This is a genomic window from Micromonospora sp. 4G55 (genome assembly GCF_016803375.1).
The window spans coordinates 1-15073 of the sequence record NZ_JAEVHN010000091.1; the positions used below are offsets into that span (position 1 = coordinate 1).

The window sequence follows — 15073 nt, forward strand, 5'->3', positions numbered from 1 at the left end:
ATCAGCAGCGCGCTGCTGATCACCCCGATCAGCGCGTCCAGGGTCGCCAGGATCGCCGCGGCCAGCCAGTCCAGGATCTGGTCGAGCAGCCAACCCATAACGGCATCAGCCTCCGACGATTCCCCGGACGACCTGCAGCAGGACCGGCGCGAGGACCGCCAGGCCGTAGCCGACCAGGGCGTTCTTCAGCGCACTCTTGGCCCTGTCCACCTGCGCCGGGTCACCCCCGGCAGTAGCCCAGTACACGCCCGCGAGGACGAGGAACAGGGTCGCGACGGCGGCGAGGATGCCGATCAGCCAGGTCTGCAGGTTGTTGATGACGACCGGCAGGGAGTTCGCCGCCAGGACCACCGGCCCGCCGGGGTCGGCGTGGCCGGCAGCGGGCACGGACAGCACCAGCGAAAAGGCGCCGGTGACGGCGGCGATGCGGCCGGCCCGGCGGGCGGTACGGGAGTGGGTGAGGGCACGCAGACGTGCCGGGATGCGGGACATGGGCGGGTTTCACCTCCGGCCCCGCCGTGCAACGGCGCGGCGGGGCGCTAGCGGGCGGTCAGAAAGGGACCGCCGCCGGGCGGGCGGGCACGGACAGCGCCACGAACTGAGACCGTCCCCGGGAGGAGCGCGTCCTCCCTTGTCGGGTAGCGGGTGTGTTCGATGAGGTGTCAGCGCACCAAACTGCGCGGCACCCGAGGCGTCCGGCACGTGGGCGGCCCGATGTGGCCCGGCCCCCGGCGGCGGGCGGAACCCGATCGCCCGCGGTAGGCGGGGTGGTTCCGCACCCTCAAACCGCCGTTTGTGTGCTCTGGCGAACGCCTGGCCACCTCACAGCCGCTCACAGCACCGGCTGCGACGCTCACCGCGCAGCTCAGCGCTGGTTTCGCGGGAGAAGGTGCTGGCGGCCGTCGCCTCGCGCGCGGCGGCGCCCGGCCGGCCGTCACGCACCCAGGCCGGGCAGCGGGGACGGGCACTCCCCGACCGCTGTGAGCGTGTGGTGAGCGCCTGTGAGTCTTTGTGTGTGAGGCCGCGGGTGCGCAAGCCCGGTGGCGTAGCCGTTCTTCGGTCGGGTCGCCCTGCGAGTCCGCTCAGCGCCCCGGTGCCTTGGTGGTGTCCGGGCGCGCCGCGGCGCCCCCACCAGGGAACACGATGGGGGGCGCCGCAGCACGGTCGGGGGCAGCTGTCGCCGCTGACCATCGGGGCCAGGCCCGGCGGACTCGTGGAACTCACGCGGCTGCCGCCTGCGTCGTTGCCGTGAGGGTGCGGCGCCGGCTGGCGGCGCGCAGGGCGGTCCGGCGTTCGGCTTGCGCGGCCAAGGCGTCGGCGGCCTGCGGGGACGCGACTCCGGTCAGCAGGCCCGTGGCGAGGGCTTCGGCGATGCGGGTGTCGATGCGGCCCAGCCGCATGCGCAGGGCGTCGACGGTGATGCCCAGCCCGGCGGCGATCGGCTCGACCGCCCGCCGGCCCAGCCGCACGTCGATGTAGGGCTGCTCATCGCAGACGTCGAGGATTCCCAGGCCCACCGCGCGGCGCACCAGGACGTCCGGGTGCCCGTAGGGCACCCTCGGGGTGCGCGGCCCGGTGACATGCTCGACGTCCTCTACCGGTGTGAACTCCCCGGCCTGCAGGCGCAGGGCGTGACCCGCCCGCCATCCGGCCCGGCACAACGCCGCGTACGGCGCCGGCCGGGCCACGTCCACGTGGTCGCGCAGCGCCGCGAGGAAGCCCGTCAGGATCTCCGCGCCGATGTCGTCGGGGTCGCCGCGGTAGCCGTCGGATAGCTGCCTTGCGTAGCGGCGCAGCGCCGGCATCGCCATCCCGACCGCGGCGATGACCCACTGCGGCCCGCACAGCCGGGCGCGGCGGATCAGCTCCCGCCACACCACGTCACGCGCCGTGTAGGCGCGCGGATGCGTCAGCAGCCAGTCCCGCACCGCCGGCAGCGCCATGACACCCGTCGGCAGGCCGTCGTCCGGACAGAACATGTCAAGATCGATCGACAGGGGCGCCGGGTCACTGGTCAGGGCCGCGAACGCGACGTCGGCGGCGTCCAGGGGCGAGGCGGGCCAGTCCGTGTCGGACACGCTCATGTCACCACTCCAATGTCAGAGAAGATCGTCGATTGACAACGCCGTGGTGTCACGGCGGCGCCGGGAGTGCCGATTACGCCACGACCGGCACACACGGCCTCACGGCGCAGGCCTGGGCGGCTATGACAGCCACCCGCCCGCCGTGGCACCGCCTCTGACAATTGATCTCTGACATCGATCACTGCCGTTGACATGAGTGGCCCGCAGGGCCGTTGAGCAGGGCTGTGACACGCCGGCGGGGGCATGTCATGACTGGCAGACAGCGTCTGGCGACCCTGCCGGCAAGCGTCCGCACCGACGGTGACACCGGTCGACGTGACACTCACAGCCGCTCGCAACGACTCACGGCGGCTCACAGCGGCGGCGGCAGCGGTGACGCCGGCGCGCGCCGCAGTGTCACCGGCGCCGCGGCCAGCGCCGACGGCCACTGTCATGACACCGTCGCGAACGCGGGTGTCAGACACCCGCGTTCGCGGTCTACGAGCGGGATGTCATGTCATCGGCGCGGTGACACGAGCGGGGATGACACCGCCCGGGCGAGGCCTCACCGCCCGGGCACAGCACCGCCATGTCATCGGCGGACATCACTGTCCGGGCGGACGGGTGCCGGTGACGCTGCGCAGCCGCCGCCCACGGCAGCCCTGTGAGTGGCTGTGAGTGGCTGTGAGAACGGCAGGCGTTCGCCAGAGCACACAAACACCGGTTTGAGGGTGTCAGCGCACTGCAGGCGCGGCGCGGAGCCGACATCCAGATGAGCGAGCACACGCCGCAGCACCACCACGACCCTGTCCACCCGGTCGACCCGCACGGTGTCGACCCGACCCTGATCGACATGGTCGCCGGCGACCCGCCGGTGCCGGTCACCGTGTGGCGCACCGCCCGTACCGCCGCCGACACCGGCCGCAGCGTCGGCACCCGACTGGCCTACCGGCTCGTCGCCGCCTACAGCCGCCCCGGCGGCGCCGTCGTGGACCTCACCGGCGACCACGCCCTGGCCGCGGTCTGCGCGGCGGGCGGTCGCCGGCACCACCCGGGCTGGTTCACCGACGCGTCCAGCCTGATCATCGGACCGGCCACCCCGCCGACCCGCCCCGACCCGGCCGCCCTGCCCGACGACGACGGCGAGCTGCCGGACATGGGCGACTGGTTCGGCGACGACCTCACCGACCCCCGACCTGCCCCCCGGCGACCCCGGCACGCCACGGCACGTCACTGCAGGAGGCGACCAGCCTGGTCGTGGCCTGCTGGCCCCTCGACCCCGCCGACGCGACCAATCGGGTCCGGCTGGCGTGGCTGCTGACCGCGTGCGCGCGGCTGCTGCGCCCCGGCGGCGTCCTCGTCCTCGTCGTCACCGTCCCCGCCGCCACGGCGGGCCGGCCGCAGGACTTCACGCCGGTGGCCACCGCCGCCGCGTCCGTGGGCCTGGGTTACCTGCAGCACATCGTCGCCGTCGCCGCCGACGCCGAGGGCGACGCGTTCGTCTACCACGTCACCGACGAGGAACTGCTCACCCTCACCCAGCAGAGCGACCAGCAGCAGTGGGCGGTGGCGCACCTGAAGGTGCACGCGGACCTTTTCGTGTTCAGCCCCGCCGCCGCAGCGACCGCCGCGCCGCGACAGGGGCGCCGCGACGGGGGTGACCGCCGTGGCTGACCACACTTCCTTCCCCGCCGACCTGAACCAGCCGGCCAGCCCGGCCGAGGACACCTACCGCGGCCGGCACCGCGACTACGAGGGCCGCCACCGCGGCGGACGCCACCGGGCACCGGACGGGCCGCAGGGCCTGTCGGTGTGGGCGACCGCCCAGCAGACGGGGCCGGTGCAGCGCCGCGGCCGATACGTGCCCGAGTCGGTCAAGCACCCCGCGCGGATGCTTCCGGCGATCGCCGCGCACGCCGTCGCCGCCTACACCCAGCCCGGGGACCTGGTGCTGGACCCGATGTGCGGGATCGGCACGAGCCTCGTCGAGGCCATCCGCGCTGGCCGCGACGCCATCGGCGTGGAGTACGAGCCGCGTTGGTCGAACATCGCGGATGCCAACATCAGCCACGCCCACCAGCAGGGCGCCACCGGGCGGGCGTCGGTGGTCCGCGGCGACGCCACCCGCCTGGCCGCCCTGCTGCCCGCAGCACTGGCCGGGCAGGTCGCCCTGGTGGTCACCTCTCCTCCCTACGGGCCGACGGTGCACGGCTTGGTCCGTCCGGGCGCCGACGGCGTGGCGAAGTTCGACAACACCTACAACGACGGCACCGACAAGGGGAACCTCGCCTACCGCGATCTCACCGGCCTCGCCGACGGGTTCACGCAGATCCTGCGCGGCTGCGCGACCCTGCTGCGCCCCGGCGGCACAGTGGTGGTCACCGCGCGGCCGTGGCGCAAGAACGGGCAGCTGGTCGACCTGCCATCGGCGGTCATCGCCGCCGGCGTCCGCGCCGGCCTCGTCCCCACCGAAAGGTGCGTCGCCCTCCTCGCGGCGGTCCGCGACGGGCACCTCGTCGCCCGGCCGTCGTTCTTCCAACTCCAGGCCGTGCGCAAGGCCCGCACCGCCGGCACCCCCTTGCACCTGATCACGCACGAGGACGTGCTGATCTTCCGCCGAACGGCACGGGAGGTGCGTGATTGACCACCGACCCGCACCGCGCGTCGGATCGCTGTGTACCGGCTACGGCGGGCTCGACATGGCCGTCGAGATGGTGCTCGGCGGCCAGCTCACCTGGTACGCCGAGACCGACCGACACGCCCGCACCGTCCTGGCCCACCACTGGCCCGACGTGCCCAACCTCGGCGACATCCGCACCGTCGACTGGAGCACCGTCGCACCGGTCGGCATCCTCACCGCCGGGTTCCCCTGCCAAGATATTTCCAACGCCGGCAAACGCGCCGGCATCGGCGGCAAGCACTCCAGCCTGTGGAGCGCCGTCGCCGACGCCGTTCGCCACCTACGACCACCACTCGTGTTCGTGGAGAACGTCGCCGCCCTCCTCCGACGGGGCTTCGACGTCGTCGAAGCGACCTGGCCGCGCTCGGGTACGACACGAGCTGGACATGCCTACGCGCATCCGACATCGGCGCCGCCCACCGCCGCGACCGCCTGTTCCTCCTGGCCGCACCCGCCGAGCCAGTGGGTGCGGACGTTGCCGACACCGTGCGCCCGTGACGGCAAAGGCCCCGGCCACCCACACGGGCTGCCCGACCTCATCGAACCCGGCGGCACCACCCACGGCCTACTGCCCACCCCGAGGGCCAGTGACACCGGCACGCCGGGGCGCCGCGCTGGGGCCGGGTTCCGGCCGCCGCTGTCGCAGGTGCTGCTGCCCACGCCACGCGCCACCGACGGGGCGAAAGGCTGCCCGGGACAGCGCGGCTCACATGGGGACCTCACCCTCCCGTCGGCGGCGGTACGGGTTCCCGCCCGCACCCTGCCCACACCTCGCGCGTCCGACGGGCGCGGTCCTGGACGGCACGGTGACGGCGGCGCCGACCTGCGCACCACCATCGCCGGGCTCGGGCAGCCCGACGAGGACCGGTGGGGTGGCTACGCCGCGGCGGTGGCCCGGTGGGAGCTGCTGCTCGGCCGGCCCGCACCGGCACCGACGCAGACTGGCCGGCACGGCAAACCCGTCCTCGCCCCGCCGTTCGTGGAATGGCTGATGGGACTCGACGCCGGCCAAGTCACCGACCCCGCTCTGGGGCTGCCGCGCACTCTCGCGCTGCGGGTCCTCGGCAACGGCGTCGTCCCCCAGCAGGCCGCCGCCGCGCTGCGGCTGCTGCTATGCCCCTACCGCTGGCGGGTGCCGTCGTGACCGGAGACCTTCGCTCCCGGCCCGTCCACGAATCAGCACTGGTCGCATCGGCTGCCATCGCCCTGCTGGCGAGCGATTCCACCGCGACCGTGATCCCTACTTGCGATCGGAGTACCCAGCCGTGATCACCAACCCGACCAATCCCACCGACACCCACTCCCGCGAGGGCGAGGTGTGGACCGAGGAGCGCATCCGCGCGCTCGGCGCGATCACCGACCTGCCCACCGCCGGCCGCATCTTCGGCATCGGCCGCGCCATGTCCTACGACCTCGCCCGCACCGGCGACTTCCCGGTGCCGATCATCCGGGTCGGCTCCCGATACAAGGTGCCCGTCGCCGGCATCCTCACCGCCCTCGGCCTGAACCCGGCATCCTCTGACTTGACCACCGCGGCGAAGCGAAGCGTCGATCACCACGACGAAATCAGCAGCGCCGACCCGCCGCACACCGGCGGGGCTGGAAAGAAGGAACCGTGACCCGCACGCGCAACCCCGAAGGGGCCATCACCAAACGCTGTACCTGCACCGACCCCGACACCGGCAAGAGGTGGGGCAGCCGCTGCCCGAAGCTGCGTCGCCCCGGCGGCGGCTGGCACCCCACCCACGGCGTCTGGGGCTACCAACTCGAACTGCCCATCCGGCCCGGCCAGACCCGCCGGCAGCTGCGCCGCTCCGGCTTCGACAGCCGCGACACCGCCACGGCCGAGTTGCGTCAGGCCCGTGCTCTACTCGACCTCGCCGACGGCGACCACCACCTCGCCGCGCAGATCGGCGACCTGCTGCACGCCTGCCGGCCCGGCACCCCCCTACCCGACCGCGACGCGGTCGCCGCCCGCATCCGCGCCGGCGTGCCCGCCTCCGTCCCCACCACCACCGGCGAGTACCTCACCGCGTGGCTGGCCGGACGGCGAGGGCTGGCGGAGAAAACCCTGCGCGGCTACTCCGACCACATCCGCCAATACCTCATCCCGCACCTCGGGGAGATCCCGATCCAGAGCCTGCGCACCGGCCACATCGAGGCCATGTTCACCGCCATCGCCCGCCAGCAGGACGAGATCCGCGCCGCCCGCGCCAGCACCGACCCCGCCGTGCGGGCCACGGTCAAGGGCATCCGGCCGATGGGGGCATCCAGCACCCAGCGGCTCTACGCCACTCTGCGCAAGGCCCTCAACGACGCCGTCGTCAAGGCGAAGCTGATCCCCACCAACCCCGCCCTCGGCATCGAACTGCCCTCCGGCAAACGGCCCAAGGCGCGGGTATGGACCGCCAAGACGGTCGAGCACTGGCAGGCCACCGGGAAACGGCCCAGCCCGGTCATGGTGTGGATGCCCGAGCAGGCCGGACGGTTCCTCGACCACGCCGAACGCCACGACATCGCCCTCTACGCCATGTATCTGCTCATCCTGCACCGCGGCCTGCGCCGCGGTGAGGCGTGCGGATTGCGCGACCACGACGTCGACCTCGACGCCGGCTACCTCACCGTCGTGCAGCAGATCACTACCGTCGGCTACACCCCCATCGTGCGGCAGGTCAAGAGCGACGCCGGCGACCGGATCATCCCCCTCGGCCCGAAGACAACCGCCGCCCTTCAGGCCTACCTCGAGATGCGCCGCCGCTGGCAGAACGTCAACGGCACCAGCTGGCCCACTACCGGGCTGTTCTTCGTCCGCCCCGACGGCCAGCCGTGGCACCCCCAGACGATCAGCGACCGCTTCGACCAGCTCATCGCCCGCAGCGGCCTGCCCCCGGTCCGGCTGCACGACCTGCGGCACTGCGCCGCCACCTACCTGCGCCACGGCGGCGCCGACATGAAGGAGGTCCAGGAAACCCTCGGCCACTCCACCATCGGCCTGACCTCCGACACCTACACCACCGTCATCCTCGAACTGGAACGCGTCAACGCCGACGCCGTCGCCGACCTCATCCCCCGCGACAAGCCCGCCGCCTGAGGCGTCACTGTCCCCTTGCACTATCGGACAGGCACCGCACCCAGCCCGACAGCGCCGCGGCCCACACGGACACCTGATCACCGGCGGTAATCGGATGCGTAGAACCCCTGCCGCCACCGCCGACGCTCACTCTGGCCGACGTCCCGACCGCCGCTCGTCGCCGTGCACCAGCCCAGATCAACTACAGCCCGCGCGGCCCCCTCGACAGAAAGATCCACAGCCTGACCACCGTGGACAATGGCCGTACGCTCACCCGCCGGCCCCGCCATGATCCAGGCCAAACGACACGTAAGCGCACTGGTCAGCACTGACTATCGTGGTCCATACAGGTCCTGCTGATGACTCTCACCGTCACGACGGTTGGCTATCTCGCCTGGATACCGCAAGCCGGCTGCCACGAGGGCCGATTGACAACTCGCGTTCCCGGGCAGGGGAGGGGTCATCCCGCCAGGCATAGGTTGTCACGGTGCAGGAAGTGTGGACACGGCCGAACGTCGCACGGCCACGAGCTGGTTTGACCTGCGCCGTCATGCGGGCGGCCACGCCCATAGTGCGGGGGGGGGGGATTATTGTGTTCCCTTCGAACCTGAAGCCTCGGTCGCCCCTCACCCGCTGTCGCCCTGGGCCAACGTCACTGCTTGACCGGCGGTCCGGATGTCACCGGATCGCAGCCCGGCCTGCTGCACGAAGATGGCCCGTCGAGCGGTGGCATCGCCCTTGATGTTGAGTTGGTAGCCCTCGAGCCAGAGCCACCCGTCATACGTCCGCCAGCCGAGCACCCGGATCACGCGGAAGAAGATCGGGTTGATGAACTGCACGCTGGCCGACCGGGTCACGTAAAGAAGATCACCGGAGCGGGGTGCGGTCACCGCACCCACCCGAGGAACCGGCGATGGAGAAGCCCGGCCGGCGCCCAACCCATGTCCTGGCTCGCGGCCACCAGGCACGACCCCATGTACAAAGCCAGGGATAGGGGAGCTTGTTCGTACTCGGCTTGCAGCTCCTGCCTCCGGGTGCGGCACGGCCATGGGGCACCACACCCGCCGCAGCTCCAAATAGGCAGGACAGGCGCGTGAGCGGTCATCCCGCCTCCCCTGGCCAATGCCGGCGGCTGATGGGGATGCGGTGTCTCGATCGGCACGGCAGCTCGCCGCCGCAGCGACAAGTCCTCCGGGCTCTTCTCCCAGACCACACCGGCCGATGTCGACGCACCAGGGTCAGGGCGACTGCGATCACGTACTGGTCGTAGGAGACCTGTCTGCCCATCGTGGCCCTCCCTCATATGGGGGGCATGGCAGCCGGGCCACCCTGGGTCATCCGACCACCACACCCGGCAACACCGTCCCATGCATCACCGCGATCCGCAATATGCGGATTACATTACTGCGTTCTGCGTGTCTGCGAACGGAAGTCGGGTCTTCCGCATGGCAAGATGGCGAGGTGCCTCAACGCCAAAGCCCTACCGTCAGGCGTCGACGACTGGCGCTGACCCTTCGGCAGCTCCGTGACAGGGCTGGCATCACCTCGGCCGAAGCAGCCAGGAGAGTGGATCACGACGCGAGCTGGCTCAGCCGTATCGAGACGGCAGAAGTACGACCCCATCCCAACGACGTGCGGGCGCTACTGGCGCTGTACGGGGTGGAAGGTGACCAAGCGGAAGCCGTTATCGCGGTAGCCCGGCAGGCGAAGCAGCGCGGTTGGTGGCAGCGGTACAGCGACGTCTTGCCGGACTGGTTCGCCGCGTACGTCGGGATGGAGTCCGAGGCGTCGGTCATCCGCACCTACGAATGCCAGATGGTGCCCGGCCTGCTGCAGACCAAGGAGTACGCGCGGGCCGCGTTCGAAGGTGCGCCGGTCCCCATGCGCGACGATGAGGTAGAGCGCCAAGTCGCGCTGCGGATGGAGAGGCAAGCCATCCTGTCAGGTGACGACCCACCGCTGCTGCGCGTGGTCATCGACGAGGGAGCTGTCCGGCGGATGGTCGGCGGACCCGAGGTGCTGCACAGCCAACTCAACCGCTTGATCGAAGACTCGACCAAGAGCAACGTCCAGATCCAGCTCCTTCCGTACTCCGCCGGAGTTGGCTTCGACGGGAGCTTCGTGATCCTCGACTTTCCACCGATACCCGATCCCTACCCCGACGCTGCCGAGGAGCGGATGGTCTACGTCGACACGCTGACCGGCGCGCTGTACCTTGACCGGCCATCGGAAATCGCCGCATACGCCGCAGCGCACGAGCAACTCCAAGCCCAGGCACTGGCCCCAAAGCCAACGCGAGATACGCTGCGTGCGATTGCTGCCGAGCTGATCACGTAGGAGGGCGAGAACCATGGACCTGTCTCGCGCTGTGTGGCGCAAGAGCACCAGGTCCGGCTCAAGTGGCAACTGCGTCGAGGTTGCCACACCGCCCCAGGTCATCATGGTTCGCGATAGCAAGGACCAGCATGGAGCTGTGCTTTCGTTCACCGCAGGCCAATGGGACGGTTTCATTAAGGGCATTAAAGCGGGCGAGCTCGAGCGTGAGAGCCGTCTGCTACGGGACCAGCCACGGACCGGATGCGGCAGGCTGAACTTGCCATCGGTTGTATGAGCGCTCGAGGTCCTGAGCGACCTTAGATTCGCAGGTCCATCGCCCGGAATAGCGCCTAGTTATGACGCCAGCTGCCCAACTGCGAGGGCTTCTGCTACCGGCCGTGGTCGCCTGCCCTCTCGCGGGCCGCAGGACCGAGGCGGATCTGTCCGCGGCGGCGAGCCGATGCCACCAGTACCAGGTTGCGCCCGTCCATCCACCAGCAGCTCGTCTTCCCGCCAGCCACGCAACGTCTTGACGAGGTGAACTACCTGTATTTACCGTGCCCCAAATGACCACCCCACTGCCACCCTCCGCATCCTCTGGCATCCTGGGGTGAGGGAGATGTCGGACCTCGTCCGTACCATCGGACGCCACGACCCCACCTGGAGGGCCCACCGCCATGTTCAAACGACGACGAGCCTCCACCACTCAACCAGCCGTCGAGGTCACAGAGCTCAGCGACGAAGAATGGCGGCTTGCGGCCAAGCGCGGACTGGCGCGCCTCAATCTCACCTTCGACCAACTAGCCGAACAGGCCCGCAAGCGACGGTTCCAGGACACCGAGGCCCTCAAACTCTGGCAGGTACTCGGCGGTGAGCGCCCCTAAGCTGGGGGACCAAGCCCGCACGTTCGCCGCCGAACTGCAGGACATGCTCAACCGAACCGTCTGCGAATACGCCCAAGTTGCAGCGGTGGTGAGCAAGCGCGACACCGGCAAGGCCCACCTGGGCACCCGCCTCAACCGGCAGGATTTCAGCACCGGCAAGGTGCAGATGAACAGCACAGCCCGCACCAGGGTCTGGCTCGACGTCAGCTGTGTCCTCTACCAGAACGACGAAGGCTACCTGACGATGAGCAGTTCCTTCTGCGGAATCTACCTGGGGGACGAGCACCAGCCGGACCTGCTGATGCACTACGACTACGAACGCGACAAGGACATCTATACCGAAGCGCACGTGCAGGTCGCCGGCCGGCATGAACAGCTCGAAGCCCTGCTCGCCGAGGTGAGCCGCCCCGATGACCAGATGAAGGACCTGCACTTGCCCGTCGGCGGTCGCCGACTGCGGCCCTCCCTAGAGGATCTGCTGGAGTCCCTGATCGCCGAACGGATCCTCGACGCCAAGCCAGGCTGGGAAGCCGTCCTGGAGGCCACCCGACGGGACTACCGCAAGCGCCAGATAGCCGCTGTCGTGCGGTCGAACCAGGGCACCGCGATCAAGACTCTGGAACAGCTGGGCTACGAGGTGCGCAAACGCGACGAGGGGCTACTAGCAGGTCTGCGCCGGCGTAGGCGGGGCTGAGCCTCGTAGCTTGACCCGCGAGGTCGACGGTCCACGAATATTCGCCATCAGTAGGCCGGGGTTCGCGGGGCAAGACTGGGACCCGAGGCCCAGCGCAGTCAGCGGAACCGACAGGCAAGCGCGCCAGGGCGACCTGCGTTTCGACGGGGCCAGCCTGGTCAAGTCCTTGATCACTCTGTGGGGCCAGGAGGGACTCCGAAACCCAGACCTTCTAACCGTCGGCTGCGGGACAAGCAGTTCCGGCGCGAGACTTGATCAGCATTTCGTCGCGGGTCTGATTTCGTCTGCCTCGATATGATTTTGTCCTTGCCGATCGGCAGATCGGCCGTTGCGGTCCCATTCGGACGGCGGCGCGGCGGCTCTTCGCCGCGATCGCATCCCTCGACGCCTGGAGGCGGCCATCAATCCCATGTATGAGGTCATCAGCGCTCTGACCTTCGACGGGCTTACCATCGGAGCTCGCCATCGTCGCGACGCCGACGGCCGTCCACAAGATCGCGACGCGGGCTGGGTCGCGTTCTGGCCTGCTGACGAGCACCGGTGGATGATCGAGTTTGCCAGACCCGCCAACGAGAACCATCTCTACGTCAGGTTTCGTATTGGCGAGATCCTGCAGACCTGGCCGTGGACCGACAGGGTTCAGCTGCTCGACGAGGGATGGGTTATGGCGCCGGCGCAATGGAAGCCGACTACCGACGACCTACGACCCGTCTCCGAGGAAGTCCTCGCGCGTCTGGAACCAGTCAGCCCCAGCCAGGTGAGCCAATTTCGCGCCGCACTTCAAGCAACCTTCGACAACGAAGGGCGCTCCTAACGTCTCGGCAGGCATCCTCAGGATTGCCTGAACGAGGCCGATGGCGGCTCGGCGAGTCGCCTCGACGGAGGCGTGTCCCCTTTCGGCCGGGCTCATTCGGCGTCGCGCCTCCGCGTTAATCCCTGTCGCCTACCCGACAGCCAACTGGTGTGCTGGCGTGCGGGCGGCATCATGCCCCGGTGGAACGTGAGCGGACGGGGCAGTCGTGAACGCGGCCGAAATCGCGGCCCTGGTCGGGTTCCGTTCCCGCCGTCGGAGCGTTGGTGGCGACGCTGGCATGGCGCACCGCCGAGAGGTCGCGGCTAACCGCCGATGGCGCCCGTATAGACCAGGCAGATGCCGAGGCGCGTCGGCGGTACCGAGAGATGCGACCCGAGCTGGACGTGTGTTGACATGAAGTGGCCATCGGATACGGGACTGCTCGTCGTAAAGCTGGTCGGGCCGCGGGGCGTCGAGCGGAACGACTGGGTCCGTGTCGAGGTCCGGGACGACCAGAAACGCACCTGGCCCGGCCCGCCTGCCAAGTACACCGAGGAAGAGCTACGCCGTCAGATCTGGGGCCCTTTCTGGTTCAGCTACGGCATAGATGGTGGCAGCCAAGATGGCCGCACCGGCCGAGCAGGGCACCTCGACGGCCACTGAGCTTCCCCCGGTTTCCCGGACACCTGAGCTGAGGCGACACTGGTCGCCGAGGGAGGAGTTCGGATGCCCGCACCACACCCGCCGGAGTTTCGTCAGCGTGCGGTCGAGTTGGCTCGGCTGCGGGACAAGCCGGTCCGGGAGATCGCCAAGGACCTGGGGATCTCCGAGTCGTGTCTGCGTAACTGGCTGGCCCAGGCCGACACCGACGACGGTAAGCGCGAGGGCCTGACCAGCGACGAGCGCAAAGAGTTGGCGGCGTTGCGCAAGGAGAAGCGGCGCCTGGAGGTGGAGAACGAGATCCTGCGCCGGGCCGCGGCCTACTTCGCGCGGGAGAACGTCCTCCCAAAATGATCTACCCGGTCGTCGCCGATCTCGCCGCCGGCGAGATCGCGGTGGCGGTGGCGTGCCGGGTCCTCGGGGTGTCGACCTCGGGCTACTACGACTGGCGCGGCCGGCCCGTGTCACGACGCCAGGCGGCCGATCAGGCGCTCGGTGAGCTGATCCGCGACATCCATCAGATGTCGCGGGGCACCTACGGATCGCCGCGGGTGCACGCCGAACTGCGCCTCGCCGCAGGAGTGCGGTGCGGCCGCAAACGGGTGGAGCGGCTCATGCGGCATGCCGGTCTGCAGGGCGTCTACCGGCGCCGGCGGCGTGGCTGCACCGTGCGCGATCCTGCCGCCCAGCCCAGTGCCGACCTGGTCAACCGGCAGTTCGTCGCCGACCGGCCGGACGCGCTGTGGGTCACCGACATCACCCAGCACCGCACCCAGGGCGGCTGGGTGTACTGCGCGGTCGTGCTGGACGTGTTCGCCCGCCGGGTCGTGGGCTGGTCGATCGCCGACCACCTCCGCTCTGAGCTGGTCATCGACGCTCTGGACATGGCCCGCTGGCGACGGCACGCCAGCGAGGGGCAGACCGTGGTCCACTCCGATCACGGCGCCCAATACACCAGCTGGGCCTTCGGGCAGCGGCTGCGATCGGCCGGGCTGCTCGGCTCCATGGGCTCCATCGGCGACTGCTACGACAATTCGCTGGTCGAGTCGTTCTTCGGCTCCATGCAGCTCGAACTGCTCGACCGCCAGCCCTGGCAAACCCGCCAGGAACTGGCCAACGCCATCTTCGAATGGATCGAGGCCTGGTACAACCCACGCCGACGCCACTCAAGCCTTGGCAACCTGTCCCCGATCGACTACGAACGACAACACACCCCGGTCGCAGCGGCGGCCTGACCATCACACGGAAGCCGTCCGGGAAACCGGGGGAAGCTCAGGCGCGCTACTACCCCGGTCGGCCGATCCCGGCGGAGTTCACGCCGGGCAGCGGCACGGTGGCGCTCCCGACGCCGACCGCGTCGCGTCGGCCACCTCCTGACGGGCACGACGAGCGAGCGGGGCGGTAGGAGAAGCAACCGACGGATCCAAGGACCTCGAATCCATGGAACCCTTGGTTCCGCCCAACTTAAGAGTGCGCCCGGCAGGATTCGAACCTGCGGCCTTGGGATTAGAAGTTGAATCCCGATGGTGACTCGGGGTTACTGACAGTCCATAGGGGTGTCTATCTGTCCAGGCAGCACCCCTATGGCTGTTCCTCAGTGATGGGTGGTGCCGGCCGATCCGTGGGCGTCCGGGCTCACAGCGGGCTCATCGTCCGGTGGATTCGCCCGCGTCTGGGCGGGGCTCCGCGAAGTACAGCCCAAGCATCTGCGTCGTCCAGGTCGGTTGCTTGATCTCCCCGCGCGGGCCGAACTCGGAGGACCAGGGCCTTGATGTCGAGGACCGGCGTTCCGTCCACGGCATCCAGCTCCTCGACGTGAAGGTCAAGGCCGTCGACCTTGATGAGCCGACACCGGTGAGGTTCCCCCCGGGATGTGGACCACCGGGTTATGCCGGCGATCTGGTGCAGCGTAG

General features: G+C 69.8%; 15 protein-coding genes and 2 pseudogenes. 13 read left to right on the forward strand and 4 right to left on the reverse strand.

Annotated elements, in window-relative coordinates:
• Positions 1 to 105: 105 nt before the first annotated feature.
• Positions 106 to 492: a pilin gene (locus JNW89_RS10800; RefSeq protein WP_238447458.1), complete on the reverse strand. Its 387-nt coding sequence runs from the start codon at positions 490 to 492 to the stop codon at positions 106 to 108.
• 728 nt (positions 493 to 1220) lie between these two features.
• The gene (locus JNW89_RS10805; protein ID WP_238447457.1) at positions 1221 to 2084 is read right to left on the reverse strand and encodes a hypothetical protein; all 864 of its coding nucleotides are present in this window, start codon (positions 2082 to 2084) and stop codon (positions 1221 to 1223) included.
• A 751-nt stretch (positions 2085 to 2835) separates the two neighbouring features.
• Here JNW89_RS10805 and JNW89_RS10810 point away from each other — a divergent pair.
• The 6 genes and pseudogenes from JNW89_RS10810 (at position 2836) to JNW89_RS10835 (ending at position 7834) form a co-directional block, all read left to right on the forward strand.
• Positions 2836 to 3737: pseudogene (locus tag JNW89_RS10810) on the forward strand (hypothetical protein).
• Between the two features lie 22 nt (positions 3738 to 3759).
• Positions 3760 to 4707, forward strand: a complete 948-nt coding sequence (locus JNW89_RS10815; protein WP_238447476.1) for a DNA methyltransferase — start codon at positions 3760 to 3762, stop codon at positions 4705 to 4707.
• 67 nt (positions 4708 to 4774) lie between these two features.
• Positions 4775 to 5011: pseudogene (locus JNW89_RS38670) on the forward strand (DNA cytosine methyltransferase); the annotation flags it as partial.
• Positions 4993 to 5241 (forward strand): DNA cytosine methyltransferase, encoded by a 249-nt coding sequence (locus tag JNW89_RS38675; protein ID WP_375155032.1) that lies wholly within the window; start codon positions 4993 to 4995, stop codon positions 5239 to 5241. The pseudogene JNW89_RS38670 and the gene JNW89_RS38675, both read left to right, overlap by 19 nt.
• Before the next feature lie 767 nt (positions 5242 to 6008).
• Positions 6009 to 6362, forward strand: coding sequence for a hypothetical protein (locus tag JNW89_RS10830; protein WP_238448785.1), 354 nt, complete (start codon positions 6009 to 6011; stop codon positions 6360 to 6362).
• Positions 6359 to 7834 (forward strand): tyrosine-type recombinase/integrase, encoded by a 1476-nt coding sequence (locus JNW89_RS10835; protein ID WP_238448786.1) that lies wholly within the window; start codon positions 6359 to 6361, stop codon positions 7832 to 7834. The genes JNW89_RS10830 and JNW89_RS10835 overlap by 4 nt, the downstream gene beginning before the upstream one ends.
• Positions 7835 to 8439: 605 nt before the next feature.
• On the opposite strand, the gene JNW89_RS10840 is transcribed toward JNW89_RS10835, so the two are convergent.
• Positions 8440 to 8703, reverse strand: a complete 264-nt coding sequence (locus JNW89_RS10840) for a hypothetical protein (RefSeq protein ID WP_309139971.1) — start codon at positions 8701 to 8703, stop codon at positions 8440 to 8442.
• A 571-nt stretch (positions 8704 to 9274) separates the two neighbouring features.
• On the opposite strand from JNW89_RS10840, the gene JNW89_RS10845 reads away from it, so the two are divergent.
• The 7 genes from JNW89_RS10845 to JNW89_RS10870 all read left to right on the forward strand — a co-directional run bounded on the left by JNW89_RS10845 (position 9275) and on the right by JNW89_RS10870 (position 14395).
• The gene (locus JNW89_RS10845; RefSeq protein WP_238448787.1) at positions 9275 to 10150 is read left to right on the forward strand and encodes a helix-turn-helix transcriptional regulator; all 876 of its coding nucleotides are present in this window, start codon (positions 9275 to 9277) and stop codon (positions 10148 to 10150) included.
• 13 nt (positions 10151 to 10163) lie between these two features.
• On the forward strand, positions 10164 to 10424 hold the full coding sequence (locus tag JNW89_RS10850) for a DUF397 domain-containing protein (protein ID WP_375155075.1): 261 nt from the start codon (positions 10164 to 10166) through the stop codon (positions 10422 to 10424).
• 382 nt (positions 10425 to 10806) lie between these two features.
• Entirely contained in the window at positions 10807 to 11013 is a 207-nt protein-coding gene (locus JNW89_RS10855) for a hypothetical protein (protein WP_238448788.1), read from the forward strand.
• Entirely contained in the window at positions 11000 to 11707 is a 708-nt protein-coding gene (locus JNW89_RS10860; protein ID WP_238448789.1) for a hypothetical protein, read from the forward strand. Before JNW89_RS10855 ends, JNW89_RS10860 begins: the two co-directional genes overlap by 14 nt.
• Positions 11708 to 12116: 409 nt before the next feature.
• Positions 12117 to 12521 (forward strand): hypothetical protein, encoded by a 405-nt coding sequence (locus JNW89_RS10865; RefSeq protein ID WP_238448790.1) that lies wholly within the window; start codon positions 12117 to 12119, stop codon positions 12519 to 12521.
• Between the two features lie 705 nt (positions 12522 to 13226).
• Entirely contained in the window at positions 13227 to 13514 is a 288-nt protein-coding gene (locus tag JNW89_RS38680; protein WP_375155076.1) for a transposase, read from the forward strand.
• Positions 13511 to 14395 (forward strand): IS3 family transposase, encoded by an 885-nt coding sequence (locus tag JNW89_RS10870; protein WP_375155077.1) that lies wholly within the window; start codon positions 13511 to 13513, stop codon positions 14393 to 14395. Before JNW89_RS38680 ends, JNW89_RS10870 begins: the two co-directional genes overlap by 4 nt.
• 400 nt (positions 14396 to 14795) lie before the next feature.
• On the opposite strand, the gene JNW89_RS38685 is transcribed toward JNW89_RS10870, so the two are convergent.
• On the reverse strand, positions 14796 to 15068 hold the full coding sequence (locus JNW89_RS38685; RefSeq protein WP_375155078.1) for a TrmO family methyltransferase: 273 nt from the start codon (positions 15066 to 15068) through the stop codon (positions 14796 to 14798).
• Positions 15069 to 15073 lie beyond the last annotated feature (5 nt).

Bases quoted from the DNA above. Each gene is read 5' to 3' on its own strand.
- JNW89_RS10850 (WP_375155075.1), top strand. From the start codon at position 10,164: ATGGACCTGTCTCGCGCTGTGTGGCGCAAGAGCACCAGGTCCGGCTCA.
- JNW89_RS38680 (WP_375155076.1), top strand. From the start codon at position 13,227: ATGCCCGCACCACACCCGCCGGAGTTTCGTCAGCGTGCGGTCGAGTTG.
- JNW89_RS10865 (WP_238448790.1), top strand. From the start codon at position 12,117: ATGTATGAGGTCATCAGCGCTCTGACCTTCGACGGGCTTACCATCGGA.
- JNW89_RS10870 (WP_375155077.1), top strand. From the start codon at position 13,511: ATGATCTACCCGGTCGTCGCCGATCTCGCCGCCGGCGAGATCGCGGTG.
- JNW89_RS10855 (WP_238448788.1), top strand. From the start codon at position 10,807: ATGTTCAAACGACGACGAGCCTCCACCACTCAACCAGCCGTCGAGGTC.
- JNW89_RS10800 (WP_238447458.1), bottom strand. From the start codon at position 492: ATGTCCCGCATCCCGGCACGTCTGCGTGCCCTCACCCACTCCCGTACC.
- JNW89_RS10805 (WP_238447457.1), bottom strand. From the start codon at position 2,084: ATGAGCGTGTCCGACACGGACTGGCCCGCCTCGCCCCTGGACGCCGCC.